26 protein-coding genes are annotated in these 26,380 nt (G+C 72.7%); 16 read left to right on the forward strand and 10 right to left on the reverse strand.

Going from position 1 to position 26,380, the window contains the following annotated elements:
* Window positions 1-147: 147 nt before the first annotated feature.
* Entirely contained in the window at window positions 148-2,121 is a 1,974-nt protein-coding gene (acs, locus tag B5D66_RS00605) for an acetate--CoA ligase (protein ID WP_078759569.1), read from the reverse strand.
* Window positions 2,122-2,402: 281 nt separating this feature from the next.
* Between acs and B5D66_RS00610 the strand changes: the two genes are divergently transcribed.
* The 6 genes from B5D66_RS00610 (at window position 2,403) to B5D66_RS00635 (ending at window position 8,331) form a co-directional block, all read left to right on the forward strand.
* Complete coding sequence (locus B5D66_RS00610; protein ID WP_200813465.1) at window positions 2,403-3,407, forward strand: sensor histidine kinase; 1,005 nt, start codon at window positions 2,403-2,405, stop codon at window positions 3,405-3,407.
* A gap of 5 nt (window positions 3,408-3,412) precedes the next feature.
* Window positions 3,413-4,189: a LytR/AlgR family response regulator transcription factor gene (locus tag B5D66_RS00615; protein WP_078759999.1), complete on the forward strand. Its 777-nt coding sequence runs from the start codon at window positions 3,413-3,415 to the stop codon at window positions 4,187-4,189.
* 23 nt (window positions 4,190-4,212) lie between these two features.
* Entirely contained in the window at window positions 4,213-4,536 is a 324-nt protein-coding gene (locus tag B5D66_RS00620) for a hypothetical protein (protein WP_235000593.1), read from the forward strand.
* A complete protein-coding gene (locus tag B5D66_RS00625; RefSeq protein WP_078759572.1) occupies window positions 4,536-6,227 on the forward strand; it encodes a sodium/solute symporter in 1,692 nt (563 codons plus the stop codon). The genes B5D66_RS00620 and B5D66_RS00625 overlap by 1 nt, the downstream gene beginning before the upstream one ends.
* 131 nt (window positions 6,228-6,358) lie before the next feature.
* Complete coding sequence (locus B5D66_RS00630) at window positions 6,359-6,709, forward strand: DUF485 domain-containing protein (RefSeq protein WP_235000594.1); 351 nt, start codon at window positions 6,359-6,361, stop codon at window positions 6,707-6,709.
* Window positions 6,706-8,331: a solute symporter family protein gene (locus tag B5D66_RS00635; RefSeq protein ID WP_078759574.1), complete on the forward strand. Its 1,626-nt coding sequence runs from the start codon at window positions 6,706-6,708 to the stop codon at window positions 8,329-8,331. The genes B5D66_RS00630 and B5D66_RS00635 overlap by 4 nt, the downstream gene beginning before the upstream one ends.
* A 93-nt stretch (window positions 8,332-8,424) precedes the next feature.
* On the opposite strand, the gene B5D66_RS00640 is transcribed toward B5D66_RS00635, so the two are convergent.
* Window positions 8,425-9,165: a sulfite exporter TauE/SafE family protein gene (locus B5D66_RS00640; RefSeq protein ID WP_078759575.1), complete on the reverse strand. Its 741-nt coding sequence runs from the start codon at window positions 9,163-9,165 to the stop codon at window positions 8,425-8,427.
* Window positions 9,166-9,487: 322 nt separating this feature from the next.
* Entirely contained in the window at window positions 9,488-9,682 is a 195-nt protein-coding gene (locus B5D66_RS00645) for a hypothetical protein (RefSeq protein WP_078760000.1), read from the reverse strand.
* Between the two features lie 457 nt (window positions 9,683-10,139).
* Between B5D66_RS00645 and B5D66_RS25605 the strand changes: the two genes are divergently transcribed.
* The 3 genes from B5D66_RS25605 to B5D66_RS00655 all read left to right on the forward strand — a co-directional run bounded on the left by B5D66_RS25605 (window position 10,140) and on the right by B5D66_RS00655 (window position 11,566).
* Entirely contained in the window at window positions 10,140-10,847 is a 708-nt protein-coding gene (locus tag B5D66_RS25605; RefSeq protein ID WP_078759576.1) for a hypothetical protein, read from the forward strand.
* Between the two features lie 41 nt (window positions 10,848-10,888).
* Window positions 10,889-11,035 (forward strand): hypothetical protein, encoded by a 147-nt coding sequence (locus B5D66_RS25340; RefSeq protein ID WP_159457181.1) that lies wholly within the window; start codon window positions 10,889-10,891, stop codon window positions 11,033-11,035.
* 246 nt (window positions 11,036-11,281) lie between these two features.
* Window positions 11,282-11,566: a hypothetical protein gene (locus B5D66_RS00655; RefSeq protein WP_078759577.1), complete on the forward strand. Its 285-nt coding sequence runs from the start codon at window positions 11,282-11,284 to the stop codon at window positions 11,564-11,566.
* 413 nt (window positions 11,567-11,979) lie between these two features.
* On the opposite strand, the gene B5D66_RS00660 is transcribed toward B5D66_RS00655, so the two are convergent.
* Window positions 11,980-12,330 carry a BP74-related protein gene (locus tag B5D66_RS00660; RefSeq protein WP_078759578.1) on the reverse strand — a complete coding sequence of 117 codons (351 nt, stop codon included), beginning with the start codon at window positions 12,328-12,330 and terminating at the stop codon, window positions 11,980-11,982.
* A 403-nt stretch (window positions 12,331-12,733) separates the two neighbouring features.
* On the opposite strand from B5D66_RS00660, the gene B5D66_RS24880 reads away from it, so the two are divergent.
* Window positions 12,734-12,973: a hypothetical protein gene (locus B5D66_RS24880; RefSeq protein WP_144290641.1), complete on the forward strand. Its 240-nt coding sequence runs from the start codon at window positions 12,734-12,736 to the stop codon at window positions 12,971-12,973.
* A 684-nt stretch (window positions 12,974-13,657) separates the two neighbouring features.
* Here the strand turns inward: B5D66_RS24880 and B5D66_RS00665 are convergent.
* The 3 genes from B5D66_RS00665 to B5D66_RS00675 are packed head-to-tail and all read right to left on the reverse strand — an operon-like array spanning window position 13,658 to window position 16,547.
* Window positions 13,658-14,389, reverse strand: a complete 732-nt coding sequence (locus B5D66_RS00665) for an SDR family NAD(P)-dependent oxidoreductase (RefSeq protein ID WP_078759579.1) — start codon at window positions 14,387-14,389, stop codon at window positions 13,658-13,660.
* Entirely contained in the window at window positions 14,386-15,333 is a 948-nt protein-coding gene (locus tag B5D66_RS00670; protein ID WP_078759580.1) for a dihydrodipicolinate synthase family protein, read from the reverse strand. The genes B5D66_RS00665 and B5D66_RS00670 overlap by 4 nt, the downstream gene beginning before the upstream one ends.
* A gap of 35 nt (window positions 15,334-15,368) precedes the next feature.
* Window positions 15,369-16,547 carry a mandelate racemase/muconate lactonizing enzyme family protein gene (locus tag B5D66_RS00675; RefSeq protein WP_078759581.1) on the reverse strand — a complete coding sequence of 393 codons (1,179 nt, stop codon included), beginning with the start codon at window positions 16,545-16,547 and terminating at the stop codon, window positions 15,369-15,371.
* Between the two features lie 168 nt (window positions 16,548-16,715).
* On the opposite strand from B5D66_RS00675, the gene B5D66_RS00680 reads away from it, so the two are divergent.
* From B5D66_RS00680 to B5D66_RS00695, 4 genes are read left to right on the forward strand one after another with little or no spacing between them, the layout of a single operon-like run.
* Window positions 16,716-18,038, forward strand: a complete 1,323-nt coding sequence (locus B5D66_RS00680; RefSeq protein WP_078759582.1) for an MFS transporter — start codon at window positions 16,716-16,718, stop codon at window positions 18,036-18,038.
* A 25-nt stretch (window positions 18,039-18,063) separates the two neighbouring features.
* A complete protein-coding gene (locus B5D66_RS00685; RefSeq protein WP_200813466.1) occupies window positions 18,064-19,893 on the forward strand; it encodes a BNR-4 repeat-containing protein in 1,830 nt (609 codons plus the stop codon).
* Between the two features lie 50 nt (window positions 19,894-19,943).
* Window positions 19,944-20,801 (forward strand): SMP-30/gluconolactonase/LRE family protein, encoded by an 858-nt coding sequence (locus tag B5D66_RS00690; RefSeq protein WP_078759584.1) that lies wholly within the window; start codon window positions 19,944-19,946, stop codon window positions 20,799-20,801.
* A gap of 45 nt (window positions 20,802-20,846) precedes the next feature.
* The gene (locus B5D66_RS00695) at window positions 20,847-21,677 is read left to right on the forward strand and encodes an IclR family transcriptional regulator (protein ID WP_078759585.1); all 831 of its coding nucleotides are present in this window, start codon (window positions 20,847-20,849) and stop codon (window positions 21,675-21,677) included.
* Window positions 21,678-21,737: 60 nt separating this feature from the next.
* Here B5D66_RS00695 and B5D66_RS00700 read toward each other — a convergent pair whose 3' ends face one another.
* Window positions 21,738-22,526, reverse strand: coding sequence for a VOC family protein (locus B5D66_RS00700; RefSeq protein ID WP_078759586.1), 789 nt, complete (start codon window positions 22,524-22,526; stop codon window positions 21,738-21,740).
* 95 nt (window positions 22,527-22,621) lie between these two features.
* A complete protein-coding gene (gene ddaH / locus B5D66_RS00705; RefSeq protein WP_078759587.1) occupies window positions 22,622-23,392 on the reverse strand; it encodes a dimethylargininase in 771 nt (256 codons plus the stop codon).
* 215 nt (window positions 23,393-23,607) lie between these two features.
* Between ddaH and B5D66_RS00710 the strand changes: the two genes are divergently transcribed.
* Window positions 23,608-24,204 (forward strand): NADPH-dependent FMN reductase, encoded by a 597-nt coding sequence (locus tag B5D66_RS00710; protein WP_078759588.1) that lies wholly within the window; start codon window positions 23,608-23,610, stop codon window positions 24,202-24,204.
* Window positions 24,201-24,734 carry a flavin reductase family protein gene (locus B5D66_RS00715; protein ID WP_394330018.1) on the forward strand — a complete coding sequence of 178 codons (534 nt, stop codon included), beginning with the start codon at window positions 24,201-24,203 and terminating at the stop codon, window positions 24,732-24,734. The genes B5D66_RS00710 and B5D66_RS00715 overlap by 4 nt, the downstream gene beginning before the upstream one ends.
* Window positions 24,735-24,747: 13 nt before the next feature.
* Here the strand turns inward: B5D66_RS00715 and B5D66_RS00720 are convergent, their stop codons facing one another.
* Window positions 24,748-25,935 (reverse strand): lycopene cyclase family protein, encoded by a 1,188-nt coding sequence (locus B5D66_RS00720; protein WP_078760002.1) that lies wholly within the window; start codon window positions 25,933-25,935, stop codon window positions 24,748-24,750.
* Window positions 25,936-26,380 lie beyond the last annotated feature (445 nt).

Here is a 26,380-nt window from a genome sequence, read left to right on the forward strand (position 1 = left end):
GACGCCAACGCTGGAGCCCCGGGGTTTTCATTCCCTTTCCGGCGATTCGGTGCTGTGAGACGCCTCTCGCTCGATCGGTTCCCTCGCGTGAGGACGACGGGTGCCGCGCCGGGAGCCTCGGCCCCGGCACGGCACCCGTGTGTCGCGTTACTCGGAGTCGCCCTCCGGCTTGCGCAGCCCCGAGGAGATCAGGTCCATCACCGAGGAGTCCGCCAGCGTGGTGACGTCGCCGACCTCGCGGTTCTCCGCGACGTCGCGCAGCAGGCGGCGCATGATCTTGCCCGACCGGGTCTTGGGCAGCTCGGGCACGATCATGATCTGGCGCGGCTTGGCGATCGGGCCGATCTCCTTGGCCACGTGGTTGCGCAGCTCGGCGATCGCCTCCTCGCCGGACGCCTCGTCGGTGGCGCTGCCGCGCAGGATCACGAACGCCACGATGCCCTGGCCGGTCGTGGGGTCGGAGGCGCCCACGACCGCGGCCTCGGCCACCGTCGGGTGCGACACCAGCGCCGACTCCACCTCGGTGGTGGAGATGCGGTGGCCGGAGACGTTCATGACGTCGTCCACCCGGCCCAGCAGCCAGATGTCGCCGTCGTCGTCGTACTTGGCGCCGTCACCGGCGAAGTAGAAGCCCTGGTCGGCAAAGCGCGACCAGTAGGTGTCGCGGAAGCGGTCGTCGTCGCCCCACACGCCGCGCAGCATCGACGGCCACGGCTTGTCCAACACCAGGTAGCCGCCCGAACCGTGGGGGACCTCGGCACCGGAGTCGTTGACGACCTTGGCGCTGATGCCGGGCAGGGCCCGCTGCGCCGAGCCCGGCTTGGCCGCGGTGACGCCGGGCAGCGGCGAGATCATGATCGCGCCGGTCTCGGTCTGCCACCAGGTGTCCACGATCGGCGTGGAGCCCGCGCCGATGTTCTCGCGGTACCACAGCCACGCCTCGGGGTTGATCGGCTCGCCCACGCTGCCCAGCACGCGCAGCGAGGACAGGTCGTAGCGCGCCGGGATGTCGGCGCCCCACTTCATGAAGGTGCGGATGAGGGTGGGCGCGGTGTAGTAGATCGAGACCTTGTACTTCTGGATGATCTCCCAGTGCCGGCCCTCGTGCGGGGTGTTGGGCGTGCCCTCGTAGACGACCTGGGTGACGCGGTTGGCCAGCGGGCCGTAGACGATGTAGCTGTGCCCGGTGACCCAGCCGATGTCGGCGGTGCACCAGTAGACGTCCTCGCCGGGCCGGTGGTCGAAGACCACGCGGTGGGTGTAGGCGGCCTGGGTGAGGTAGCCGCCCGAGGTGTGCAGGATGCCCTTGGGCCGGCCGGTGGTGCCGGAGGTGTAGAGGATGTAGAGCGGGTGCTCGGAGTCGAAGGCCTCGGGCTCGTGCTCGTCGGACTGGGAGTCGACCAGCTCGTGCCACCACAGGTCGCGTCCCTCGGTCCAGTCGACCTCGGCACCGGTGCGGCGCACCACGACGACCTTCTCGACGCTGGCCGCGTCCTTCAGGGCCTCGTCGACGTTGGCCTTCATCGGCGCGGCCTTACCGCGGCGGTACTGGCCGTCGGAGGTGATGACGACCTTGGCCTGGGCGTCGTCGACCCGGGAGCGCAGCGCGGCGGGTGAGAAGCCGCCGAACACGACGCTGTGGGTCAGGCCCAGCCGCGCGCAGGCGAGCATGGCCACGATCGCCTCGGGGATCATGGGGAGCTGGATGGCCACCCGGTCGCCGGCCACCAGGCCGAGGGAGGACAGCGCGTTGGCGGCCTTGCTGACCTCGGCCTTCAACTCGGCGTAGGTGATGTCGCGGCTGTCGCCCGGCTCGCCGACCCAGTGGATGGCGACCTGGTCGCCGTGGCCGTCGTCGACGTGGCGGTCGACGCAGTTGTAGGCGACGTTGAGCCGGCCTCCCACGAACCACTTGGCGAACGGCGCGTTCGACCAGTCGAGGACCTGGCTCCACTTGGTCTCCCAGTGCAGCCGCTCGGCCTGTTCGGCCCAGAACGCCTCGCGGTCGGCGTCGGCCTGGTCGTACAGGTCCGCGCCGGCCACCGCACGCGCCGCGAACTCCTTGTCCGGCGGAAAGACCTCGCCCCCGCCCATCAGGTTCGACAGCACCTCGTTGCCCATGTCAACTCCCTGCCTGTGTGACGCGCGATACCTTGGCTGCCCACCGTAGGCCCAAACAGACGTGTCGGGCACGTCCGCATCGCCCACCGGCACCTTCGAAGCGCCGGAAGGCAGGACAAACGGGATGAACGGCCAATGAGCGTCTCCCCGAACGGTCTCCGGCACTCTAGTATTTACCTCCGCCCCTCATCCACGTTGGACCGCCCATGCAGTCGCCCGCCGGCCGTCTCTTCCGCCGGTCTCCCGATCGGGACCGCCGACACGGTTCGGGCGGGGATCCGATGGACACGCTCGGTGACGCCCGCGCCATCGTGCGCGACCTCAAGGAGGGGATCTCCGGTCCGGGAGCCCGCTCGGCGGCGCGCCGGCTGCGCCGGTTGCTCGGCGCGTCCGGCCTGGGGCTGGCCGACCTGACCGGAGCGTTGCTGTGGTCGGGCCGCTCACGGCCGGAGGGCGTCGGGGAGCTGGTGGAGCGCGTTCTACAGACCGAGGCCCCCGCGCAGGCGTCGGCGTCCAGCGCCGTTCCCCTGCACGCCGGCGACGAACTGGCCGGTGTCCTGGTGGTCGTGGACGCCCCCGGCCGGGGCGCGCTGGACGAGGCGGCGGCCTGGGTCGCCGACGCGCTGGAACGCGGACGTCTGGAGGCGTCGGCCGAGCGCGCCGCGCAGGCGGAGCTGCGCGCGTTACGGGCGGAGATCTCCCCGCACTTCGTCTACAACGCGCTGACCGTGATCGCGTCGCTGGTGCGCTCCGAGCCCGACCGGGCCCGCGAGCTGATGCTCGACTTCGCCGATTACACCCGTTACAGCCTGGCCCGGCGCGGCGACTACACGACCGTCTCCGACGAGTTCCACGCGATCGAGACCTACCTGGCCCTGCAACGCGCGGTGCTGGGCGAACGGCTGCGCGTGCAGGTGCGGGTCGCCCCCGAGGTGCTCGGCGTGGCAGTCCCCTACCTGGTCGTGCAGCCGCTGGTGGAGAACGCCATCCGGCACGGGATCGAGCCGCGTTCGGGCGCCGGACTGGTCCAGGTCTCCGGCGAGGCCCAGGGCAACGACTGCGTGATCACCGTCGAGGACGACGGGGTGGGGATGGATCCGGGACTGGCGCGCGACCTGTTGTCCGGCCGGGGCCGCACCGACAGCGTCGGCCTGTCCAACGTCGATCGCCGGCTACGCCACGTCTACGGCCCCTGGTACGGCCTGGTGGTGGAGACGGCCGTGAACGCCGGGACCCGGGTGGTCGTCCGGGTCCCCCTATTCCAGCCGGGAGTGATGCCGTCGTGACCGCGATGCCCGCAGGACTGCGCGTCCTGGCCGTGGACGACGTACCGCTGGCCCTGGAGGAACTGTGCCGCCTGCTGGAGGAGGCGCCCGAGGTCGCTGAGGTCGTGGCGGCCGGGGATCCCATCTCCGCGTTGCGCTCCATCCAGGCCGACCGGTTCGACGCGGTCTTCCTCGACATCTCCATGCCCGGTCTCGACGGGATCGAGCTGGCCTCCCTGCTCGCCAAGCTGAGCGAGCCGCCGGTCATCGTGTTCGTGACCGCGCACGAGGGCCACGCGGTCACCGCCTACGGCATCGGCGCCATCGACTACCTGCTCAAACCGGTGCGCGCCGACCGGCTGTCCACGGCGTTGGCGAAGGTGGTGCGCATGGCCGCGGCGGGCGGGCCGCCCACCGCCCCCTCCCCACTGCCCGACGCGCTGGCCGCGCTTCCGGTGGAGACCGCGGGGCGCACCCGCTACGTGCGCCGCGACGACGTCCAGTTCGTCGAGGCCAACGGCGACTACGTCCGACTGCACACCCCCGCCGGGACGCACATGGTGCGCATGCCGATCTCCCGGCTGGAGGAGTACTGGGCCGGCCACGGATTCACCCGGGTCCACCGCGGCTACCTGGTGGCGCTGTCGGCCATCCGCGAACTGCGCAGCGACACGGTGGGCGGTCTGCTGGCCCACACCGACCTCGGTGACGTCCCGGTGAGCCGACGCCACTCTCGCGAGCTGCGCGAACGACTCCTCCAGGCGGCACGGCGCGGCGAGCTCGGCCCCACCGGGGCCGGCTGATGCAACGCGCCCGCAGAATCGCGGTGACCAGCCCACAGACCCGACTCGCCCACGCGCGGGGCCGGGTGCGGGGGCGCTGGCGGATGCCGCGACTGGAGCCGAAGGACGCCGAACGCGCCGCCGCGCTGCACCGCGCCCAGCGCGTCCAAGGGCTGGTGGCGCTGGCGCTGACCTCGGCGCTGCTGTTCGGGTTGCCGCTGGCCTTCGCCCTGTGGCCGGAGCTCGACCGGGTGCGCCTGCTGGGGATCCCGCTGTCGTGGCTGCTGCTGGCGGCGGCGCCCTACCCGGCGATGGCGCTGCTGGCCGCCTGGCAGCTGCGCCGGGCCGAGCGCCTGGAGCGGCGCTGATGGTGGCGCTGCTGGCGCTGGGCGCGCTGGCCGCGGCCACGGTGCTGGTCGGCCTGCTCGGGGTCACGGCGATGCGCACCACCTCCGACTTCCTGGTGGCCTCCCGGCGGGTGTCGCCGCTGCTGAACTCCGCCGCGGTGTCGGGCGAGTACCTGTCGGCGGCGTCGTTCCTGGGCGTGGCCGGGCTGGTGGTCAAGGACGGGGTGGGGGCGCTGTGGTACCCGGTGGGGTTCACCGCCGGCTACATCGCGATGCTCATCCTCGTCGCGGCGCCGATGCGCCGCTCGGGCGCGCTGACCGTGCCCGACTTCGCCGAGGCGCGGCTGGCCTCCCCCGCGTTGCGGCGGCTCACCGCGATGGTGGTGCTGGTGATCGGCGTGCTCTACCTGGTCCCGCAGTTCCGCACCGCCGGACTGGTGCTCGGCGCGGTCAGCTCCACGCCCTACTGGGTGGGGGTGGTGATCGCCGGCGGGGTGGTCAGCGCGACGCTGGCGCTGGGCGGGATGCGCGCCGCGACCTACGTGCAGGCGTTCCAGTTCTGCCTGAAGCTGGTCCTGTTCATCGTGCCGGCGGTGTGGCTGGTGGTCCAGGTCGGCCCCGACGTGCGCCACGAGGCCGTGCACCCGGTGGAGTTCACCCACTTCGCCCGCGACACCCCGGTGTCGTTCCAGGTGGACGTGGTGCTGGAGGTGGCCGAGCCGACCCCGGTGTCCTCCCCCGCGGGGGGAACGCGGGTGCTGGGGCCCGGCGAGCACGCCGTCGCGGCCGGCACCACCCTGCTCTTCGCCGAAGGGGTGCCGGTGCCGGGGGTCGGCGGGAACTCCCCTCCGGGCGACGGCGACTGGCGGCGTCCCCTGCTGGACCTGGGCGACTCCGGCCACCCGTTGCTCGCCACGTGGTCGGTGGTGTTCGCCATCGCGTTGGGCACGATGGGGCTGCCGCACGTGCTCATGCGGTTCCACACCAGCCCCGACGGCCGCGCCGCCCGCCGGACCGCGGCGATCACCGTGGCACTGCTGGGGGTGTTCTACCTGTTCCCGGGCGTCTACGGACTGCTGGGCCGGGTGCTGGTGCCCGAGCTGTACCTGTCCGGCGCGACCGACACGGTGGTGGTGGCCCTCCCGGCCCAGGTCGACACGGGCTGGTCCGGAACCCTGGTCACCGCGTTGCTGAGCACGGGCGCCTTCGCCGCGTTCCTCGCCACGTCGCTGGGGCTGTTGCTGGCGATCGCCGGCGCGATCGCGCACGACCTGCTGCCCGGCGGCGGGCTGCGTCGGCTGCGGGTCGGCGTGGGGGCGTCGGCCGCCCTGATGGTGCTGCTGGCCCTGCCCGCCGCGCATCTGGACGCGGGTCTCCTGGTCACCTGGGGGTTCACCGTGGCCGCGTCCACCTTCTGCCCGCTGCTGGTATTGGGCATCTGGTGGCCGCGGCTGACCGCGGCGGGCGCGATGGCCGGGGTGCTCACCGGGCTGGTGGCCTCCTCGGGAGCGATCGCCGCCGCGCTGTTCGGCCCCCCGCTGGAGGGGTGGCCGGGGGTGCTCGTCACCCAGCCGGCCCCGTGGTCGGTGCCGTTGGCGTTCGCCGTGATGGTCGTGGTCTCGCTGCGCGGCCGGCCCGCACCGTGGGCTGTCACCGCGATGCTGCGGCTGCACCTGGACGAGGAACAGGACCGGCCGGACCGTTCGGCGTGACCCCGCCCCCGCTCGTCCACCGTTCGTCGCTGCAGCCGTCGTTCGAGCCAACGAAGGTGACGTAGACCACCCTCTGCTCTTTAATGTGTCGCGCAACACATTCCGACAGAGCTACGCCGTGGAGGCTTGTGGTGACCGATACCGAGCACGACCACGCCGACGGGCTGCCACCCGACGGCACATGGGAGAGGGTTCAGGCCAGTCCTGAGTTCGTGGAGCTGCGCAGACGCCTGCGCGTCTTCGTGTTCCCCATGACCGCGTTCTTCCTCGGCTGGTACCTGCTCTACGTCTTGCTGGCCGACTACGCGCACGGGTTCATGGCGATCAAGCTGGTCGGCAACATCAACGTCGGCCTGGTCTTCGGGTTGTTGCAGTTCGTGTCGACCTTCGTGATCACCGGGCTGTACGTGCGCTACGCCAACCGCCGCCTGGACCCGATCGCCGACAAGATCCGCGGCGAGATCGAGGAGGCCGGGCGATGAGCGCGACGACCCTTCTGGCCGCCCAGTCCCAGGAACTGGGCATCAACCCGGTCCTGAACTTCACGATCTTCGGCGCGTTCGTCCTGGTCACGTTGATCATCGTGTTCCGCGCCAGCCGCAACACCAAGACGGCCTCCGACTACTACGCGGCGGGCCGGGCGTTCAGCGGACCGCAGAACGGGGTCGCGATCGCCGGCGACTACCTGTCGGCCGCGTCCTTCCTCGGCATCTGCGGCGCGATCGCGCTCAACGGCTACGACGGCTTCCTCTACTCCATCGGGTTCCTGGTGGCCTGGCTGGTGGCCCTGCTGCTCGTCGCCGAGCTGCTGCGCAACACCGGCAAGTACACGATGGGCGACGTGCTGGCCTTCCGGATGCGCCAGCGTCCGGTGCGCGCGGCGGCGGCCATCTCCACGCTGGCGGTGTCGTTCTTCTACCTGCTGGCGCAGATGGCCGGCGCGGGCGGCCTGGTCAACCTGCTGCTGGGCATCCAGAGTTCGGCCGGACAGGCCGCCGTGATCGCGGCCGTGGGCGCCGTCATGATCATCTACGTGCTCATCGGCGGCATGAAGGGCACCACCTGGGTGCAGATCATCAAGGCCGTGCTGCTGATCGCGGGCGCGTTCGCGATGACGGTGTGGGTGCTGGGCCTGTACGGGTTCAACCTGTCGGCGCTGCTGGGCGACGCCGTCGCCATGCAGGGCGGCAAGGGCGAGGCCCTGCTCTCCCCGGGCGCCCAGTACGGCGTCAACGAGATCTCCAAGCTGAACTTCCTGTCGCTGGGCATCGCGCTGGTGCTGGGCACCGCGGGCCTGCCGCACGTGCTCATGCGTTTCTACACCGTGCCCACCGCCAAGGAGGCGCGCCGCTCGGTGGTCTGGGCGATCGCGCTGATCGGCGTGTTCTACCTGTTCACCCTGGTGCTGGGCTACGGCGCGGGCGCCCTGGTGGGGCCGGAGGCGATCAACGCCGCCCCCGGCGGCGCGAACTCGGCCGCCCCGCTGCTGGCCCAGGCGCTCGGCGGGCCGGTGCTGCTCGGGTTCATCGCCGCGGTCGCCTTCGCGACGATCCTGGCGGTGGTGGCCGGTCTGACGATCACGGCCTCGGCGTCCTTCGCCCACGACGTCTACGTCAACGTCATCAAGAAGGGCAAGATCGAGGACAAGAACAGCGAGGTTCGGGTGGCCCGGATCACCGCCCTGGTGATCGGCGCCGTCTCGATCGTCGGCGGCATCCTCGCCAAGGACCAGAACGTCGCGTTCCTCGTGGCGCTGGCCTTCGCGGTGGCGGCCTCGGCGAACCTGCCGACCATCCTGTACTCGCTGTTTTGGAAGCGGTTCAACACCCAGGGCGCGCTGTGGAGCATCTACGGCGGTCTGATCGTGACGATCACCCTCATCGTCTTCTCCCCCGCCGTCTCCGGCAGTGAGAAGGCGATGATCAAGGGGGTGGACTTCCACTGGTTCCCGCTGGAGAACCCGGGCCTGGTCTCGATCCCGCTGTCGTTCTTCCTCGGTTGGCTGGGCACGGTGCTGTCCAAGGAGCGTGACGACGCCAAGCAGGCGGAGATGGAGGTCCGTTCGCTGACCGGCGCGGGCGCTGAGAAGGCCACCTCGCACTGATCCGTCCCGTTTCCGGTTCCTTCCCCACGCCCGTCCCCGGCGCGCCCGTCGCGCCGGGGACGCGGCGTCTTCGGGGCGCGGCGAAAGGCCCGGTCAGGCCCAGGCGTCCCAGCCGAGTTTGACCGCCAGGCCCAGGCCGGCGATACCGATCGCGATCCGCAGCGGTCCTGCGGGCAGCCTGCGGACCACCGCGGGACCGATCCGCCCGCCGATGAGGAAGCCGACCGCGAGCGGGGCCGCGGCGGCCCATTGGACCGGACCGAACAGGGCGAAGGCGACCGCGGCGACCGCGTTGGGGGCGAGCAGGACGACGTTCTTCAGCGCGTTGAGGCGGGCCAGCGCGTCGTTGAACAGCGCCAGGAACAGGGCGAGCAGCAGCACCCCGGCCGCGGCCCCGAAGTAGCCGCCGTAGATGCCGATGGCGAACACCGCCAGCGCCACGACCACCCCCCGCTCGTTCAGCCGGCCGCGCTCGGGCACCCGGGGGCGCAGCAGCACGGCCAGCGCGGCGCCGCCGACGAGGAAGGGGACCACGCGGGCGAAGGCGTCGGGGGAGCTGACCAGCACCAGCGCGCCGCCGAGGGCGCCGCCCAGCCCGGCCAGCAGCGCGTAGCGGCGCACGCGATGGCTCTGACCGGTGAGCTCGGGGAGCGATCCGGCGGCCGAGCCGACTCCGCTGAAGACGAGGGCGACGGTGTTGGTGACGTTGGCGGCGACCGGCGGAAGTCCCACGGCGAGCAGGGCGGGGTAGGAGACCAGCGACGCCAGGCCCGCGGTCGATCCGACAAGACCGGCGAGGAGGCCGGCGCCCAGCAGCGCTATCACGGTTAACACGAGTGGCCACCTTACGCCCCTCACGTCCGCTTTCTCGGCTCCGGCCGCCCGTTGTGCCGGGAATCACCGGCTTGCGCCGTCCGTGTTTGCTATCCGCTGTGCGCCTTGTCCCTGTCCGCGCCGCCGTCCCGGGGCACCGCCTCGAGGTGCGGTCCGCAGACCCGAGTGGAGCCGGTCGGGTTGGTCGGGACCGCCCGCCGTTTCCCCCGCGTAGGGTCGTCCGACCGCGAAGCCCGGTGGAGGCGGTGCGCGTCCGCACCGAGCCGCGCGAGAACGGCGGGACCCGGTTCCGCCTCCCCTTGCCACAGGGGCGTCTCCCCACTCAGGGCAGAAGAGGGCGTCCCTCCCGGGCGGCCTGGATGTGCTCGGGCCTGAGCGCGTCCTCGCCGTGCTCGGCGACGAACGCCTGGACCCGGCCGAGGGGCGAGTCGGGGGGAGGCGGCTCCTCGCTCAGCGTGCCGCCGAGGATCATCGCGGCGAAGCGCGCGCCGACCTCTTGCGGGTCGTCCAGGTTCATGGGGACACGATAGGGGGTGGATCCGGCGGAGCGACGGACGGCCCCGGGCGACCGGTCGAGCCGGGGACATCCCGGCGGGAGCGGCAGGGCACGCCCGCGCGGGTACGGCGGCTCCGCGGAGCGTCCCGGCCGGCGTCTCCCCCGCGGTTCGCGGTCGATGGTCTCGGCCGGGAAGCCGGCCAGACCGGTTTCGAGGGGGTGCGCGGTCCCGTTGGGCCGTTGGGAGCCGGCTCCCACGGTGACGTCCGTGGCCCCGACCGCCCTGGCGGGCGGGGTGCGCCGGCGGCTTCCCGCCTCGAAGCGGCCGCCTCGGCGCGCAAAGTCCCGCGCCGAGCGTTCGAGCTCTTTTTCTGGACGAGAGCGCGGTCCGGTGTCCCGACCCGGCCACTGCTGTTGGCCTTCGGCCGAGACAGGGCCGGGTAAAGAGCAAGCCACCGTCACACCGCAGAGGGCCGCTATGCCGTTGGTGCTGCTGATCGTGGCCGGATGCGCCCTCGCGTGCACCTGGCTGCTGTGGATCCTGGTCGACTTCTACCACAAGATGATTAGTTCCTCCGAGGAGAAGCGCCTCAAGAAACGCAACGACGTACTCACGCACGTGGCGGCGCCGGCCGCCAGCGGCGGCGCGTGCATGACCCTGCTCGTGCTCGCGCTCGCGCCGCCGGAGAGCACCGGCGCGAAGGTCCTCCTGGCGCTACTGGCCGTGGAGACGCTCGTCTGCGCCGCGTGTGTCTGGGCGGCCGGTTACCTGGACCAGGCCCGCCACTGGAGTCGCATCCGCGAGGTCCTGACGGCCGCGTTGGGGGCTGCCATCGGGTCCGTGTTCCTGGCCCTGGTCGGGGCCATCACTCATCCAGACGCTCAGGGGGTGGTCGGCGACGTGGTCGGCGACATAGTTGACACGTTCAGCGCGATTTTCGAGGGTCTGCCGACCCTGGTGGTCATAGTCGTGACGATCGTCGTGTCGCTCGGGTTCATGATCCTCATGAGCTGGGAGGACCCGAACACTCCTCGGCGCCCTCAGGGAATGAGCAAGCAGGTATGGAACCGGCAGCAGCGGGAGTGGCGTGAGTACCGGCGCAAGCACGGCATCGACCGCAGCGGCGGCGCGGGATACAGCGGTGACGGGGGCGATGGGGGCGACGGAGGTGGCGGTGGGGACTGACCATCCGCCGGGCCTGGCTGCCGGCGGAGGACACCCTGATCATGTCCGGCACAACGTCGGTCGATCACCTCGAGCAGAACGTCACCACCGCAGCGGTCCAGTTGGACGATCAGGCCATGGCGGACCTCGACAAGGTCGACCCCGCCGCCGGAATCCGCGGATTCCGCAACCGGTTTCGACGCCCCTGAGCGCACCATCGGCACGGCGCTTTGCGCGCGGGAGGCCGCGACATTCGATCGCCCTGACCTGACCGGGGTGGCCCGACCGGACAGACCCGATCTCGTCGCCACCGATCAGTGCGTCGAGCCCGATCAGGTGGTACCGGGTCACCGAGCCCGATGCTGGATTCGACCGGTGGTGCCGGCGTCGCGGTTGCCGCCAGATACGGTCACGGTCCCGTCTCCGCTCACCGTGGTCCGTCTGGCCGACACGGCGTGCCCGACCGCCGCCGTCACCGCGCGCAATCGGCGTTCGACCACCGAGGCCGCAAGAACGTCCCTTCCTCCACGGCGAGCGGCCGGGACGACTCCGCCGTCCTGTTCGACACCGACGTCCACGTCGAGATCGAAGCACTGGGCTTCTGTCAGCGGATGATCGCTGCCCGCCATGAGACCGACCGGGGCCGCCGCGAACAGATGGGCGGGCTCGTCGAAGCGGTCGGCCGGAGCGCGCCGAAAGCACTCGCCCGGACCATCACGCCCGGCCGCACCCCGCGATGAAGCGCGCGGCCGACGTGCCGGCCCGACTTCGACCGCCCCGCCGGCCCCAATGAGCCGACCGAGGCGATCAACGGACAGCTCGGGCACCTCCGCGCTCGGCTTCCGCGACTTGACCGCGCACATCGCCAAAAGCCCGCTCAAGGCGGTGGCTTCGGTCCTCGACCAACCCCCTCGATCGCGAAGAACCCGCGTGACCACCGGAAAGGAGCTGCCGGAAGGCGCACAGCCCTGCGGTTTCCCACCCGGCCACGAAGGCGCGCGCCGGGACCGAACCGTACTCGCCATCGAGGTCCCGCTCCTCGGAGGGCACCATGCGCGTCAGCGGCCCCGAGCCTCTCCCCGCGCACCGGCTGGACGGCTCCCGTCCCACCCGCCCTGGGAAACGGGCGGGACGGGAGCGGGACCCGACCGGCTCAGACGGTGACCTCGCGGATCAGTCGGGATCCCCAGGGGCACCAGTGGCCGCCGGGCAGGAACGCTCCTCCGGCCTCGTCGAGGTGATCATCGACATAGCGGATGCCCGCGTCACAGACCTCGATGGCGACCTCGAAGAACTGGATGGTGTCGGGGTCGAGATGGAAATCCCAGTTCGGGTTGTAGGGCTTGCGGCTCTTCTTGATCCTGCCGTGGACGTGGATCCGTTCCTTCTCTTCGCCGGAAAGGACGCTTCGGGCGTGCGTGATCTTCTCGGGATCGGTGAGCTCGAAGACGAACTTGTCCGGAGCCGGCGGATAGTCGAACTCGAAGTAGGCGGTCTCGCTCATATGACTCCTCGACATCGTGACGATAGCCGCGCACCTCTCGGGGAGCGGCACGGCAGCAGTCTCCAACGCCGGGTGGCCACGGCGAAGCGGAAAGCAACAATCTCCTGTTATAAGCGAGAGGTGCACATTTCCACTTTTCCTCGCCGATCTCGGCCGCCCACACATCCATGACGGAAAAATTCCTTTCCTCCCATAAAATACCTCCTCTCCCACTTCAGACATACAACCGGCAGTGAACGGAACACTCGCCCAAACCGCGGAAACCCCCGGCCTCCGAAAACCCGCGAGGAAAAGGCCTGCGGCGTTTCTACCGCTCCCCTCCCGTCCGTCCGCTGTTACAGAATCACCACTCGCGGGTTTTCGGAACGGTTCCGATAATCCGAGAAGAGGAAGATGACCTCCTATGGATACCGCCGAGAAGAAGCGGGATCTCGAGCGGATCGAGGCCGACGGCTACATCACCGTCAACGAGTTGACGACGGCCCGGAAGAAGGACGACCGGGTCAGCGAGGACCAGCCTGAACAGCATCGTCCAGATCGCCGACACGGACGGCGACCACCGCCTCGACTTCGAGGAGTCCACCACGTTCGTCCGCTGACGCCTTCCGGCGCGGTGGCGGGCCGCGCGTGGGATCGGGGCTAGGCCTCCCCCCGACGAACGTGGGGCTCCATCACGCGACGGCTGGATACGCGGAGCCACCAGAGCGCGTTCCGATCGCATCGGGGTCAGGCGGGGCGCACCCGATATCCACGCGCCACTGGAGTCCGCACCGGATCCCCGAGGCGGAGGCCGGAAAGAGCCGAGAGGCCACCAGACGGTGGATCCCCCGGCGAGGTCTCCCCACGTGTGACGGGCCACGGCCTGGACGGATGTGTTTCCCCGGGCCGGCGGCGACGGGTCGTGTCCGTCCCTTGAGGCGCCGTGAACCGGGGAGCACCAAAGGCGCAGAACCCGCCGTGCTCGTAGGACTTCGGAACACCGTCCTCGGCGGCGGGGATCGTCCAGGGATGGCCCACGCCCTCCCACCCGGTCCACAGGGTCACCTGCGGACCGGGGGACGGATCGGAGCACCTGGGGGCGGATGCCGCCGGACAGTCCGCGCCTGTCGCCGCCGAAGTCCGGGTTGTCGGCCCCGTCCGGATCGCCGTTGCGCGGACGGCGTTGATCGCCAACTCCGACAACGGCCTCGCCGGCATCCGCGGGAACCTCATCGGGGGCGACCCCTCGCACGCCCACGACGCCGCGTCGGTCCGGGCAGAGGCGTGCGAAGCGCCGGGCGAAGACACCCGCCAGGTCCGGCCCCGGCCGGGGCGGGGACCTCGCGGCTCAGTCCCCGGGAAGGAAACGCGCCCGCAGATCGGGACGGAGGAACGCCGCCGGCGAGGCGATGGACAGCCCGCCGTCCACCGGCAGCACCACGCCGGTGACGAACGACGCCCGCGCTCCCGATAGGAACGCCACCGCCGCGGCGACCTCCTCGGGGGTGCCGGTGCGCCGGAGCGGGTAGCCCTCGCTGGCGGCGGGAAGGTCACCGCCGCCGATGAGACCGGGCGCGACCGCGTTCACCCGGATCCCGCGCGGCCCGTACTCCAGGGCGAGCTGGCGTACCAGCCCGTCCACGCCCGCCTTGGCCGCGGCGTAGCCGGGCAGGCCCGGTGCGGCGAGGAACCCGTTGACCGAGCTGACCGCGGTGATCGCGGCCCCCTCCCCGAGCAGGGGCAGGGCGGCGCGGCAGGTGTAGAACATCGATCCGAGCGTGGTGTCGATGGCGGCGCGCCACTGGCCGTCGCTGGTCTCGGCGGCGGGCGCGACCGGCATCACCGCCGCCGCGGGAACGACCACGTCCAGTCCGCCCAGCACCCCGTGGGCACGGCCGACCGCCTCCGTCGCGCCCTCGGGGTCGGCGCAGTCGGCGGCGAGGGTCTCGACGAACGCGGAATCCTCGAAGGGCTCCAGCGCGACGCCGACGACACGGTCCCCCTGCTCGGCGAAGGCCCGTGCGATGGCCCGCCCGATCGGCGAGGACCCGCCGACGACGAGGACCCTGCGGCCGGTCACCGTCCGTCCCCGACGGTGGCGGCGGCACCGGCCAGAACCTCGTCGTAGCCGGGCAGGGCGAGGTCGGCGAGGAGGTCGGCGAGCACCCTGGCGGAGTCCGCGCCCAGCGGGACGGCGGGAGAGCGGACCGTCGCCGACTCGATGACGCCGCGCGCCACCAGGACCTCCTTGTGCACGGCCCAGGCCAGCCCCGGCTGCATGCCGAAACGGATGAGCGGCAGCAGCGGATCGTAGGCGCGGCGGGCCTGCGCGTGCCGGCCCTCCTCCCACAGGCGCAGGACCCCGGCGAGCACGTCGCTGAACTCGCAGGCCGGCATGGTGCCGACCGCGCCGGCCGCGTACTCCTCCAGCAGGAAGAAGGCGTTCTGGCCGCCCAGGAGCACCGCCTGGGCGCCGTGGGCCTCCAGGGCGGCGCGCACGGCCGCGGTCTTCACCGCGGTGGGCGGGGCCTCGACCTTGACCGAGGTGACGCCGGGCAGGGTGGCCAGCTCGGCGATGACGTCGGGGGCGATGGCGACCCCGGTGGCGCCCGGCGCGTCCTGGACCATCACGTCCAGGCCGGTGGCGGCGGCGACGCGGGCGTAGAAGTCGACCACCTGGCGCGGCCCGGGCTTGACCAGGTAGGGCGGCAGGACCATGAGGGTGTCGGCGCCGCCCGCCTCGGCGGCCCGCGCCTGCTCGATGGCGATCTCGGCCGAGGTGCCGTTGACCCCGGCGATGACGGGAACGGCGCCGGCGGTCTCCTCGGTGACGACGGCGAGGATCTCGGCGCGTTCCGCCGTGGTCAGCGCGAACCCTTCGCTGGCCATGCCGAAGACCGCGAGCCCGTCGACCCCACAGGCGAGCTGGAAGCGGACCAGCCGGCGCAGCCCCTCGGTGTCGAGGGAGCCGTCGGGTCGGAAGGGGGTGGCGAGGATGGGCAGGAGCCCGCTGAGCTGGGTCATGTCGGCCTTTCGTCGTGGTCGTGTGCTGGCGGGGGTCACCGGGCGCAGGCGTGGTGGCGCGTGGCGGTGGCGCGGATCCGGTCCTCGTCGACGTCGAGGCCCAGGCCGGGACGCTCGTCCAGGCCGAAGCCGTCAGGGCCGACGTCGAACGCGAAGCCGAGGGCGGCGGCGGTCTCCACCGTCGTGGGCTGGTACTCGAAGAAGGGGCTGTCCTCGGTCGCGGCGCTGACGTGCAGCCCGGCGGCCAGCGCCGGCCCCAAGGCCACGGAGTGGTGGGGGGCGAGGGGGACGTGGTGGGCCGCGCACAGTTCGGCGATGGCCGTGGCCTCGGTGATACCGGTGCGTCCGACGTCGGGCTGGGCCAGCCCGATCGCGCCGGCGGCCAGCCACTGGGCGAACTCGTAGCGGGTGCGCAGGGTCTCGCCGATGGCGATCGGCAGTTCGATCCGGTCGGCGAGGCGGCGGTGGGCGTCGACGTCCTCGGGGGCGAGCGGCGCCTCCAGGAAGACGACGCCGCGGTCGGCGAGCTCCCGGCCGAGCCGGGCCGCCTGGGCGGGGCCGTAGCGCCAGTGGGCGTCGACGGCGACGTCGAGGTCGGGGGCCGCGGCGCGCACGGCGTCGACGGTGGCGAGGTCGGTGTCCACGCCGTAGCCCAGGTGGAGCTTGACGGTGCGGGCGCCCTTCTCCTGCCAGGCGCGGGCGAGTTCGGCGCGTCCGGCGTCGTCGGGCCGGGGCAGGCCGGAGACGTAGGCGGGGACCCGGTCGCGGTGGGCGCCGCCGAGTAGCCGGGCGACGCTGAGCCCGCTGATCCTCCCGGCGAGGTCCCACAGGGCGATGTCCAGGGCGGCCAGTGCGTCGGCCTGGTGGCCGACAAGGTGGCCGCGTTCGCGCATCAGGGCGCGCAGGCGGGCCCAGGCGGGCCGGGGCGCGGCGGCGTCGGAGCCGATGAGCTGGGGGCCGAGGAGCCGGTCGACGATCTCGGCGGGAATCTCGGGGCCGACCGGCGCCAGCGCCTCACCCCAGCCGGCGGTGCCGTCCTCGGCCTCGACCCGGACCAGCAGGGTCTCGAACGAGGCCGAGTACAGGCTGCGCCAGGGTTCGCGGACCCGGTAGCCGGCGTCGGCGGTGAGCTCGGTGCCGTCGGGAAGCGCTCCGAGGTAGGCGGCGGGGCCGCGGACCTTGAGCACAAACGTCTCCACATCACGAATGAGCATCGAACTCCCAAAGTGACCCTTGACATGTCCTGTTTGTTAAATCACTGTTGCACACACTGCATGTCCCATGCAATGTGATCGCCGATACGGCGCTCACTGCACAGCCGTACCGAAACGGCTGGTGAACACCGTCCCTGCCCTCGAACCACACGACGACGCGAGGTAGTCATGACCGAAGGAACCTCAGGCGTGCGCGACGCCGGGATCACCCCGCCCACGGCGCGCGAATCCAGGCGGGTGCTCATCGCCACCGGCATCGGCCACTTCGTGGAGTGGTTCGAGATGGGCATCTACGGCACCCTGGCCACCAGCATCGCGGCGAACTTCTTCGCCCCCGGCGACCCCACCGCGGCGCTGTTGTCCACCTTCGCCCTGTTCGCGGTCTCCTTCGTGGTGCGCCCGCTGGGCGGGCTGTTCTGGGGACCGCTCGGCGACCGGATCGGCCGCAAGAGGGTCCTCGCCCTGATCGTGCTCATCACCTCCGGCGCGACCTTCCTCATCGGCGTGCTGCCGACCTACGCCACGGTGGGCGCGCTCGCCCCGCTGCTGCTGGTGCTGGCCCGCCTGGTCCAGGGGTTCGCGGCCGGTGGCGAGTCGGCCAGCGCCACCACGCTGCTGTTCGAGTACGCGCCAAAGCACCGGCGCGGCTTCCTCACCAGTTGGGTGGACACCTTCGGCTTCCTGGCCTTCGTCGCCGGCTCCGGCCTGGCCCTGCTGCTGACCGCCGTGCTGGGCGAGGCCGCGATCACCGAGTGGGCCTGGCGTCTGCCGTTCCTGCTCGCCCTGCCGCTGGGCCTGGTCGGGCTGTACCTGAGGATGAAGCTGGAGGACACCCCCGAGTTCCGCCGCCTGGAGAGCCTGGGCGAGGTCGCCTCCTCCCCCATCAAGGAGACGTTCCGGGCCGGGCGCACCGCCATGCTGGTGCTGGCCGGGATGGTGGTCATCAAGGCGGTCGCGCACTGGACGTTGCAGACCTTCATGCCGAGCTATCTGCGGGAGACCCTCGGGTTCGACGCGCTGGAGTCGTTCGAGGTCACCACGGTCTGCCTGGCCATCGTCGCGGTCCTGGTGCCGTTCATGGGGCACCTGTCGGACCGGGTGGGCCGCAAGCCGGTGCTGATCGCCGGGGCGGGCGGTTTCCTGGTACTGGCCTATCCGGCGTTTTGGATGATGTCGCTGGGCAGCACGCTGCTGGCGGTGGCCGCCATGGCGCTGCTGGGCGTGCTCATCGCGGCCTTCGACGGCGCGGTCAACGCCGCCATGGCCGAACTGTTCCCGCCGCGGGTGCGCAACGGCGCCATCGCCATCCCCTACAACATCGCCGTCGCCCTGTTCGGCGGGACCGCGCCCTACATCGCGACCCTGCTCGTCTCGACGACCGGGTTCGCGCTCAGCCCCGCCTTCTACATCATGTTCGTCGCCGCGATCTCCCTGGGGACCGTGCTGCGCATCCGCGAGACCGCCGGTCCCGCCGCCCGTACCACCGCCTGACCCCTTGGAAAGGATCCGACGACCCGTGCCATCGAAGCCGCGCACGCTCATCGCCTCCGCGACCGCCGTGGCCGTCGCGCTCCCGTTGTCCCTGCTGCCGGCCGCCCCGGCGCTCGCCGCCGACACCGAGGAGGTCCTGCCCTACGCGGTGGACGACTCCAACCAGGCCGCCTGGTGGACCCCCCTGGACTCCTTCGGGGGCTCGGACTACTTCGCCTTCAACGCCCCCGCCTCCGCGGCCGGCCGGCACGAGGTGCACATCGCCGAACGCGCCGCGTCGGGCGCGTGGAGTTCGGACTGCCTGCGCGCCGAGGCCGGCGGGCCGTGCGTCACCTACCCCGACGACCTGGGGCACAACCAGCCCTCGATCGTCGTGGACGGGACGGGACGCATCCACGCCTTCGTGTCCATGCACAACGACGCCTGGCGCTACTACCGCTCACGGACCCCCGGTGACATCGGCTCGATGACCGAGGCGGCCGCCGACCTGCCCGACGCCGACGGCGCCTACACCTATCCCGTCACCGCCCGCGACGACACGACCGGCGACGTCTACGTGCTGGTGCGCGCCGCCGACGACGCCGGCGGCCGGCGGATGGGACGCCTCTACCACTGGGACGACGACACCGCCGTCTGGGCCCGGGAGGCGACGGTCGGTTCGGCGACGGGCCACTCCTTCTACCCAGACGACCTGGCGGTCGACGGCGAGGGGCGGCTCCACGTGCTGTGGGAGTGGGGTCCCTTCCCCGCCGACCCCTTCCGGCACGTGGGCTCCTACCTCGTCTACGACCCCGCGACGGGCCGGGCCGAGGACGCCGCGGGCGCCCCGGTCTCCCTGCCCGCCTCGCCGTCCTCCGGCGGCGCGGTGGTCTACCAGCCCTACACCGAGGGCGAGGACATCTCCACCGCGGCGCCGTCGTTGCAGAGCGCCAAACTCGCGTTGGACGAGGAGGGCCGGCTGGCGGGGATCGCCTACCGGTTCCGCGTGGCGGAGCCGGCGACCGGAGCCCCCGGCTTCGACGTCCGGCACGCCCGGTGGACCGGTTCGGGCTGGGAGCGCGAGATCGTGGCCGCCGCCGGTGTTTCGGGGGTGCAGACGTCGGCGGCGGTCGACGTCACCACCGCCCGCGGCCTCACCCGGGTCTACTTCGTCGCCGAGTGGGCCTCGTGCACCGGCGCGGGCAGCCGGGTGGTGCGGGCCGAGCGCACCGGGGAGGGCCCGTGGCGCTTCGACGCGGTGGGGACCGAGCGGCCGCGCTCGCAGCGGCTGGCCGCGCGCACCACGTCGACCGGGGCCGACCTCCTCTACGTCAGCGCCCCCTACGCGCGCCCCTCCTCCGGGACGGTGTCGCGGCTGGCGCTGCCGCGCCCCGCCGCCTCCCCGGGCGCCTCCTGGGCGGACCTGGCCGCCGAGCTGACCGGCGAACCCGCCACCGGCGGCAACATCGCCCTGGGCGGACGGGTGTCGGTCTCCTCCTCCCGCGACGCCGCCACCGGCGGGGAACTGGCCGTGGACGGCGACTGCTCCGACGCCTCCCGCTGGATCTCGGCCGAGGGCGACACCCGGCCCACCATCACGGTCGATCCCGGCCGGGTGGCCGAGGTGTCCCGGGTACGGGTGGCCAGCGGCTACACCCCCGATCCCGCCTCGACCGTGTTGAAGGACTTCTCGGTGCGCGGGCGGCTTCCCGGGGGCTCGTGGGTCACCCTGGCCACGATCGCCGACAACACCGAGCAGGCCCGCGTGGTCGAGGTGCCGGCGACCGAGGTCGACCGGATCCAGCTGGTCATCACCGACCCCTCGCGGTCCGAGGTGGACGTCGCGCGGGTGCGCGAGCTGGAGATCTACGAGTGAGGACGTCCCCGGCGGGCCTGCCCGCCGGGGACGCGAGGAAGGGGGCGGCCGTGTCGGACGGCGTCGAACAGGTCACCGATCCGATCGCCGAGCACGGCGAGGGGCCGGTGTGGTTCCCCGCCTGGGGCGGGCTGGTCTGGGTGGACATGTTCGCCGGCGACGTGCTCGCGGTGGAGCCCGGCTCCGGTCGGGTGCGCCGCAGGCACGTGGCGGGGCTGGTGGCGGCCGTCCGCCCCCGTGTCGGCGGGGGCGCGGTCGTGGCGACCGAACGGGGCTTCCTGCTCGTCGACGCGGACGGGGGCCGGCGCGACCTCGGCGAGCTGTGGAGCGATCCGGGGATGCGGATGAACGACGGCGGCTGCGACCCCGACGGGCGTTTCTACTGCGGGACGCTGGCCGGTGGACCGCTCCGCGGCGCCGGCCGGCTCTACCGGCTCGACGCCGAGGGGCGGATCGAGCCGGTGCTGGAGGGGGTGACGGTCTCCAACGGCCTGGCCTGGAGCCCTGACGGCTCGACGGCCTACTACGTCGACAGCGCGACCCGGCGGGTCGACGCCTTCGACTACACGCGGCGGGACGGGTTGCGGCGGCGCCGCCCGTTCGCGGAGTTCCCCGAGGAGGGGGGTGTCCCCGACGGGATCGCCGTGGACGCCGAGGGCGGGGTGTGGGTGGCGCTGTGGGGCGGGGGGCGGGTATGCCGCCTGTCCCCCTCCGGACGGGTCGAGGCCGTGGTGGAGCTCCCCGTGTCGCGGGTGAGCGCGTGCGCGTTCGGCGGTCCGGGGCTGCGCGACCTGTACGTGACGACTTCGCGGCTGGGTCTCGCCCCCGGCACCGAGCCGGCCGCCGGCGCGTTGTTCCGGCTGCGGTCGGGTGTCGCGGGGTTGCCGGTTTCGGCCTATGCGGGCTGACGGTTTTGTGCCCGTGGCACCACGCCCCGTAGAATTCGATCATTCATGCGCACAGCGCATCACTCATGCGATGGGAACGGTGTGGGAGTCGAACAGAGCGGCAACCAGTCGGTGGAGCGGGCGATCAGCGTACTCAACGCCTTCCTGGAAGGAAGGACGGAACTACGCGTGTCCGACATCGCGCGCCTGACCGGGATCGGCCAGTCCACCGTCTCGCGTCTGCTCGCCACCCTGGAGTCGGCTCGGCTGATCGCCAAGGACGAGGACAGCGGGTTCTTCCGGCTCGGCCTGGGCCACGTCCCACTGGCCGCGGCGGTCCTCAACGGCCACCCGGTCCACCGCGAGGCGCGGCCGGTGGCCCAGCGGCTCGCCGGGACGCTGGGGCTGGGGGCCAACGTCGCCGTGCGCGACGATTCCACACTGTTCTACCTGTGCAACTTCGAAGGCGAGCTGGCGCCCAAGTCGCACGTCCTGATGGGCGGACGCAACCCGTTGCACGCGACCGGACTGGGCAAGTGCCTGTTGCTGGCGCTATCGCCACGGCAACGCCGCGATCTGCTCGGCGCGGACCTGCCCGCCTACACCGTCTCGACCGTCACCGACCACGAGGCGCTCGACGCCGACCTGGAACGGGTCGCCACGCGCGGCTACGCCACCGAGAACGAGGAGCTCGCCCTGGGGCGGGCCTGCATCGCCGCGCCGATCCGCGACGGATCGGGCGAGATCGTGGCGGCCCTGTCGGTGTCGGGTCCGCTCAGCGCGATCGACCTGGCCGGCCGCGAGCCGGAACTGGCCCGGACGGTCATCGAGGCCGCCGACCGGGTCGCCCTCGCGCTGGGGTACCAGGCCCACCGCATGGCCGTCCCGCCGCGCTGACCCCCTCGCGGAGGGGACGCCACGGCGCGCGGTCCCGCCCCGTGGCCGGCTTCGTGCCGCTCACCCCTCCTTCGGGGTGAGCAGCACGAAGCTCGCCCCGGCGGAGTCGTGACACACGGCGAGCCGCCCCACTCCCGGCGCGTCCTCCGGCCCCATGTACACCCCTCCGCCGTTGCCCGCGACCCGGGCCACGCTGGCGTCGCAGTCGCTGACGTGGAAGACCGGTTGCCAGTAGGGACCGGTCTCCTCCAGGTGGCGGGGGTCGAGCTGCATGACACCGCCCTGGGCGCGCTCGGGGTCGTCGCCGGCCGGGGTGACGATCGCGTAGGCACCGCCGCCACCCGGCAACGAGACATCGGAGAAGGTCCAGCCGAAGAGCGCGGCGTAGAAGTCCTTGGCGCCCGCGGCGTCGGAGGTGTAGAGCTCGGTCCACATCAGCGTGCCCGGGAGCCCGACGGCCCCGAGCACCGGCGCGCCCTCGGGCTCGCGGAGACCGAACCCCGCCCCCTGCGGGTCGCCGACCCAGGCCGTGTGGAAGCTCCCACCGGTCTGCCGGGCCTCGCCCAGCACCGAGCCGCCCGAGTCCTCGACGGCGCGCAGCGCGGCGTCGAGGTCGGCGACCGCGAAGTGGATCCGCCAGGCGGGACGGTCCGCCGCGCCACGGGGGCGTTCCATCTCGGCCACGATCACGTCGCCGAGCCGGAAGAGCCCCGGCTCGGTCTGCCCCGGCTCGGCCGGGCTGGGATTCCAGCCGAGCACGGCCTCGTAGAAGCGTGCGGCGGTGGCGTGGTCCTCGGCGACCAGGCTGATCCAGCATGGCGCCCCGGGAACGAGGTCGGTGGTGAGCATGAGGTGCCCTTTCACTCGGCTGGGACGCCCTCCAGTCTGTCACCGGACCGTGACGTTTCCCGGGAGGTCGCGCGGCGGGCCGCCGTCCGTCCCGCTCACGCCCCCACCAGCACGGACAGGCAGGTGACACACCCCTCCAGCTTCTCGAACTCCCCGATGTCGACCACGCGCGTCCGGTAGCCCAGGCCACGCAGGTCCGCGGCCGTCCGCGGCGCCGACGCGCCGATCAGCACCTCGTCGCCGCCTAGAGGGAGCACGTGGGCGCCGGTTTCCTCGGCGACGGCGCGCACCGGGGGCAGGACCGCGGTGTCCACGGCGTCGGGGCGACCGATCAGCGTCCCATCGGGCAGGGCGGTGACCGCCGACTTCAGGTGGAGGACGCCGTGGGTGCGGACCGGGACCACGGTGCGGCCGAGCGGTTCGAGCAGGGCGCGCAGCGCCGCGGCGCCACGGCCGTCGGTGCGCCCGCCCAGGCCGACGTAGACCGTGGCGCCGACCTGGAGCACATCGCCGCCGTCCAGGGTGGCGGGCGCCTCGATGCGGGCGGTCTCCAGCCCCAGGGCGGCGACCGCGCGCTCCACCCCGGCGACCTCGGCGCGGCGGCGCGGGGCTCCCGAGCGGGTCAGGATCGCGAGCCGGTCGCACACGACGAGCGCGTCCTCGACGAAGACCGCGTCGGGTAGGGCGTCGTCGGGGGCGACCTCGTGGATCCGCCGGCCGGATCGGGCGAGCGCGTCCCGGTAGGCGGCGTGCTGCCGCGCGGCGAGCGCGGCGTCGACGGGGCGGCGTCGGACGTGGGTGACCAGGCCGTCCTCCAGCCGGGGGCCGGGGCGGCGGACCAGGGCGACACGGTCGCCGGGGGGCATGGCGTCCTCCCGAAGGGGCCGGGTCCGCGCCGGCGCGCGGCCTCGCCCTCCTCCCTACCCGCTCCTCAAAGGAGCCAAATAACCCACTAATTCGGTTGACAAAGTATGTTTAGTGTCCCACCCTGGAACCGTCCCCATCCCGGGCGGCCCGGCGTCGCGACCCGCTCCCCGGGACCACCGCCCGCCGTTCGCCGGCCCGACCGGAAGATGATTCCATGAGCCTGACCGTCCTCGTCGGCAATCCCCGTCCGGGCTCCCGAACCTCCGCGGTGGCGCTCTCCGCGGCGCGGGCCGTCATCCGGGCCGCCCTGCCCCCCGGCGAGCCCGACGTCGTCGACCTGGCCGGCCTGGCCCCGCTGCTGCTCGCGCCACGACCACCCGCCGTGGTCGCCGACGCCGTGGACCGCGTCCTCGCCGCCGACGTCCTCCTCGTCGCCAGCCCCACCTACAAGGCCACCTACACCGGCCTGCTCAAGGTCTTCCTCGACCGGATCGACACCGGCGCGCTGCGCGGCACGGTCGCGCTCCCCCTGCTGCTCACCGGCTCTCCCGCGCACACCCTCGCCGTCGAGGTCCACCTACGCCCCCTGCTGGTCGAACTCGGCGCCACCGTCCCCACCCCCGGCCTGGCCGTCTCACAGGGCGACCTGCCACGGCTGGAGGAGATCGTCACCGCGTGGGCCGCGCGGGTCGCCCCGGCCGTGCGCGCGGGCGTCCGCGCCCCGCGCCTTCTCCCGTCCCCGGACAATCCAGAGGGCCCGACACCACCCCTGGGACCGCTCCCTCCGCGTAACGAGGAGGTCCGCACGTGACCACCCTGGACACCCCTCCCCCGCCCGCCCTTCCCCACGACGGCCACATCGACGTCGAACGGTTCCGCCACGCCCTCGCCCTGCACGCCGCCGGCGTCACGGCGATCACCGCGCGGGTGGGCGGCGTTCCCATCGGGCTGACCGCCACCTCGTTCACCGGCGTCAGCGCCGAACCGCCGCTGGTGTCGTTCTGCGTCGCCACGACCTCCACCACCTGGCCCCGGCTGCGTCGGGCCACCGGCTTCGCCGTCGCCCTGCTCGCCGACGACCAGCACGACCTCGCCACGCGGTTCGCCACGCGGGGTGCCGACCGCTTCGCCGAACCGACCCGCTGGTCTTCCGGCCCCGAAGGCGTTCCCGTGCTCGACGGCGCGGTCGCCCACCTGTTCTGTGTTCCCCACGAACGGCTGCTGGTGGGCGACCACTGGCTGGTCGTGGGACGGGTCGTCGAGACCCTGCTCGACCCGTCGAAGCGCCCCTTGCTCTACTTTCGCCGCGCCTTCGGCGCCTTCTCCCCCCGCACCGCCTGACCCCGCCCCGCGCTCAGCTCCGCGAAGGACGCAGGGCGAACCACAGGCGTTCGACCGCGGTCGCCGCCATCGGCGCGACCGGGGTCGTCGCCCCCAGACGCAGCTCCCGCCCCAGGGACGACCCTCCGTCGAGGAACCCCAGCACATCGGCCAGCCGGTTACGGCGGAACAGCCGGGCGAAGAAGTCCGCCCCGTCGACGCGCCCGGTGTCGAGCGCGCGCAGCATGACCGCGTCCATCTCCAGGTGGCGGCGCCGGTGCGGACAGGGAGGCACCGGTGTGCGGCCCCTCGCCAGCGCGCGGGCGACCGCGGCGGTCTGGCGTTGGACGCCGCTGAAGGTGTAGCCCGTCGAGGGGCGGGTCGCGCCGCCGGCGGTGCCGATACGGAAGACGCGGCGGCCCGACCGGCGCGGAAACCGCGCGTCGGTCATGGGGATCGCGCCCTGCTCGACCGCCGTCACCTCGACCTCCCCCAGGCCCAGGACCTCTCCGATGTAGTGCTCCAGCGCGCGCCGGTACCCGGCGTCGTCGAGGACCTCGCGGGTGAACTCGGTGTACTCCACCAGCGCCTCGCGCTTTGACACCGGCAGCACGTAACCGAAGGAGACCCCGTTGCGCGGCTGCGGCGTGCGCAGGTCCATCAGGCTCGCCGCCTCGGGAACGAAGGCGTCGGAGCGGGTGCGCACGAACCAGCCACGAAAGTGCTGGAGCAGGGTGGTGGTGCCCCGGGGCAGCGGGCGCGGTGGACGGGAGTCGAAGACCCATGTGGCGCGTACCTGCAGGTCCCGTCCCGCGCCGTCCACCCCCCGCACCACGGCCCGTCGGGGACCGTCGAGGATCTCGGTGACGGTCGCGGTGACCTCGCGGACCGTCTCCGCCAGGCCCGTGCGCACGAACCGCTCGTAGTCGGGCGAGCGGATCATCTTGTACACGAGCGGCGCCGCCGGGGCCTCATACACCTCGCCCTCGGGTCCGATCACCGACAGCCGTTCCCAGCGGGCCGAGACGACGGCGTCCCACTCCCCGGCCTCGCGTTCCCAGAAACACCAGGTACGCACCGGGGACCTGGCCGGCCCCTCGGGGGGCTCCAACAGCACGGTCTCCAACGGGCGTCCCCCCGGTCCTCCTCCCCGGGACAGCCGATGGGCCAGCGACAGCCCCGCGGCGCCGGCCCCCACGATCGCGACGTCGACATCGACCATGCCGCCCAGCATGACACGGCCGTCCCACGAGGGGACGCGACGGGCGGCGAGGAGTGCCGGTGGCGCACCGGCCGGACGTCCCTCGAGCCGCCCGGGCCTGTCCCGCCGCGCTCGTGCTCCGACGCCCCGTGCGCCACCCGGCGCACATGGCGTCCGGCCGGCCTCCGGTGTGCGGCCGGTTCCCGTCCCGGGGGGAACGCCCAGGCTCCGGTCCGGGACTCCTGGCCGGCCTCCCCTCACCGGTCGGCCGCTTCCCCCGCGCTCCGCCGTCCCGATCACGGCGATGGGGCCGAGGGGCCGCCCGGGTGCCTCGTCGGGGCTCCCGTCATCCGACCGGCGCGGTCGGCCGGCCCAGCGGCTCTCGAACACGTCGCACGGCGGCTCCCGCCCCGGCCCACAGGTGCGGCCCCGGATCCACCGATGAGGCAAAGGCCCCGAACCCACC

Source organism: Marinactinospora thermotolerans DSM 45154 (assembly GCF_900167435.1).
Lineage (GTDB): Bacteria > Actinomycetota > Actinomycetes > Streptosporangiales > Streptosporangiaceae > Marinactinospora > Marinactinospora thermotolerans.

Bases quoted from the DNA above. Each gene is read 5' to 3' on its own strand.
- acs (WP_078759569.1), bottom strand. From the start codon at position 2,121: ATGGGCAACGAGGTGCTGTCGAACCTGATGGGCGGGGGCGAGGTCTTT.
- B5D66_RS00610 (WP_200813465.1), top strand. From the start codon at position 2,403: ATGGACACGCTCGGTGACGCCCGCGCCATCGTGCGCGACCTCAAGGAG.
- B5D66_RS00615 (WP_078759999.1), top strand. From the start codon at position 3,413: ATGCCCGCAGGACTGCGCGTCCTGGCCGTGGACGACGTACCGCTGGCC.
- B5D66_RS00625 (WP_078759572.1), top strand. From the start codon at position 4,536: ATGGTGGCGCTGCTGGCGCTGGGCGCGCTGGCCGCGGCCACGGTGCTG.
- B5D66_RS00635 (WP_078759574.1), top strand. From the start codon at position 6,706: ATGAGCGCGACGACCCTTCTGGCCGCCCAGTCCCAGGAACTGGGCATC.
- B5D66_RS00645 (WP_078760000.1), bottom strand. From the start codon at position 9,682: ATGAACCTGGACGACCCGCAAGAGGTCGGCGCGCGCTTCGCCGCGATG.
- B5D66_RS25605 (WP_078759576.1), top strand. From the start codon at position 10,140: ATGCCGTTGGTGCTGCTGATCGTGGCCGGATGCGCCCTCGCGTGCACC.
- B5D66_RS25340 (WP_159457181.1), top strand. From the start codon at position 10,889: ATGTCCGGCACAACGTCGGTCGATCACCTCGAGCAGAACGTCACCACC.
- B5D66_RS00660 (WP_078759578.1), bottom strand. From the start codon at position 12,330: ATGAGCGAGACCGCCTACTTCGAGTTCGACTATCCGCCGGCTCCGGAC.
- B5D66_RS24880 (WP_144290641.1), top strand. From the start codon at position 12,734: ATGGATACCGCCGAGAAGAAGCGGGATCTCGAGCGGATCGAGGCCGAC.
- B5D66_RS00670 (WP_078759580.1), bottom strand. From the start codon at position 15,333: ATGACCCAGCTCAGCGGGCTCCTGCCCATCCTCGCCACCCCCTTCCGA.
- B5D66_RS00675 (WP_078759581.1), bottom strand. From the start codon at position 16,547: ATGCTCATTCGTGATGTGGAGACGTTTGTGCTCAAGGTCCGCGGCCCC.
- B5D66_RS00680 (WP_078759582.1), top strand. From the start codon at position 16,716: ATGACCGAAGGAACCTCAGGCGTGCGCGACGCCGGGATCACCCCGCCC.
- B5D66_RS00695 (WP_078759585.1), top strand. From the start codon at position 20,847: ATGCGCACAGCGCATCACTCATGCGATGGGAACGGTGTGGGAGTCGAA.
- B5D66_RS00700 (WP_078759586.1), bottom strand. From the start codon at position 22,526: ATGCTCACCACCGACCTCGTTCCCGGGGCGCCATGCTGGATCAGCCTG.
- ddaH (WP_078759587.1), bottom strand. From the start codon at position 23,392: ATGCCCCCCGGCGACCGTGTCGCCCTGGTCCGCCGCCCCGGCCCCCGG.
- B5D66_RS00710 (WP_078759588.1), top strand. From the start codon at position 23,608: ATGAGCCTGACCGTCCTCGTCGGCAATCCCCGTCCGGGCTCCCGAACC.
- B5D66_RS00720 (WP_078760002.1), bottom strand. From the start codon at position 25,935: ATGGTCGATGTCGACGTCGCGATCGTGGGGGCCGGCGCCGCGGGGCTG.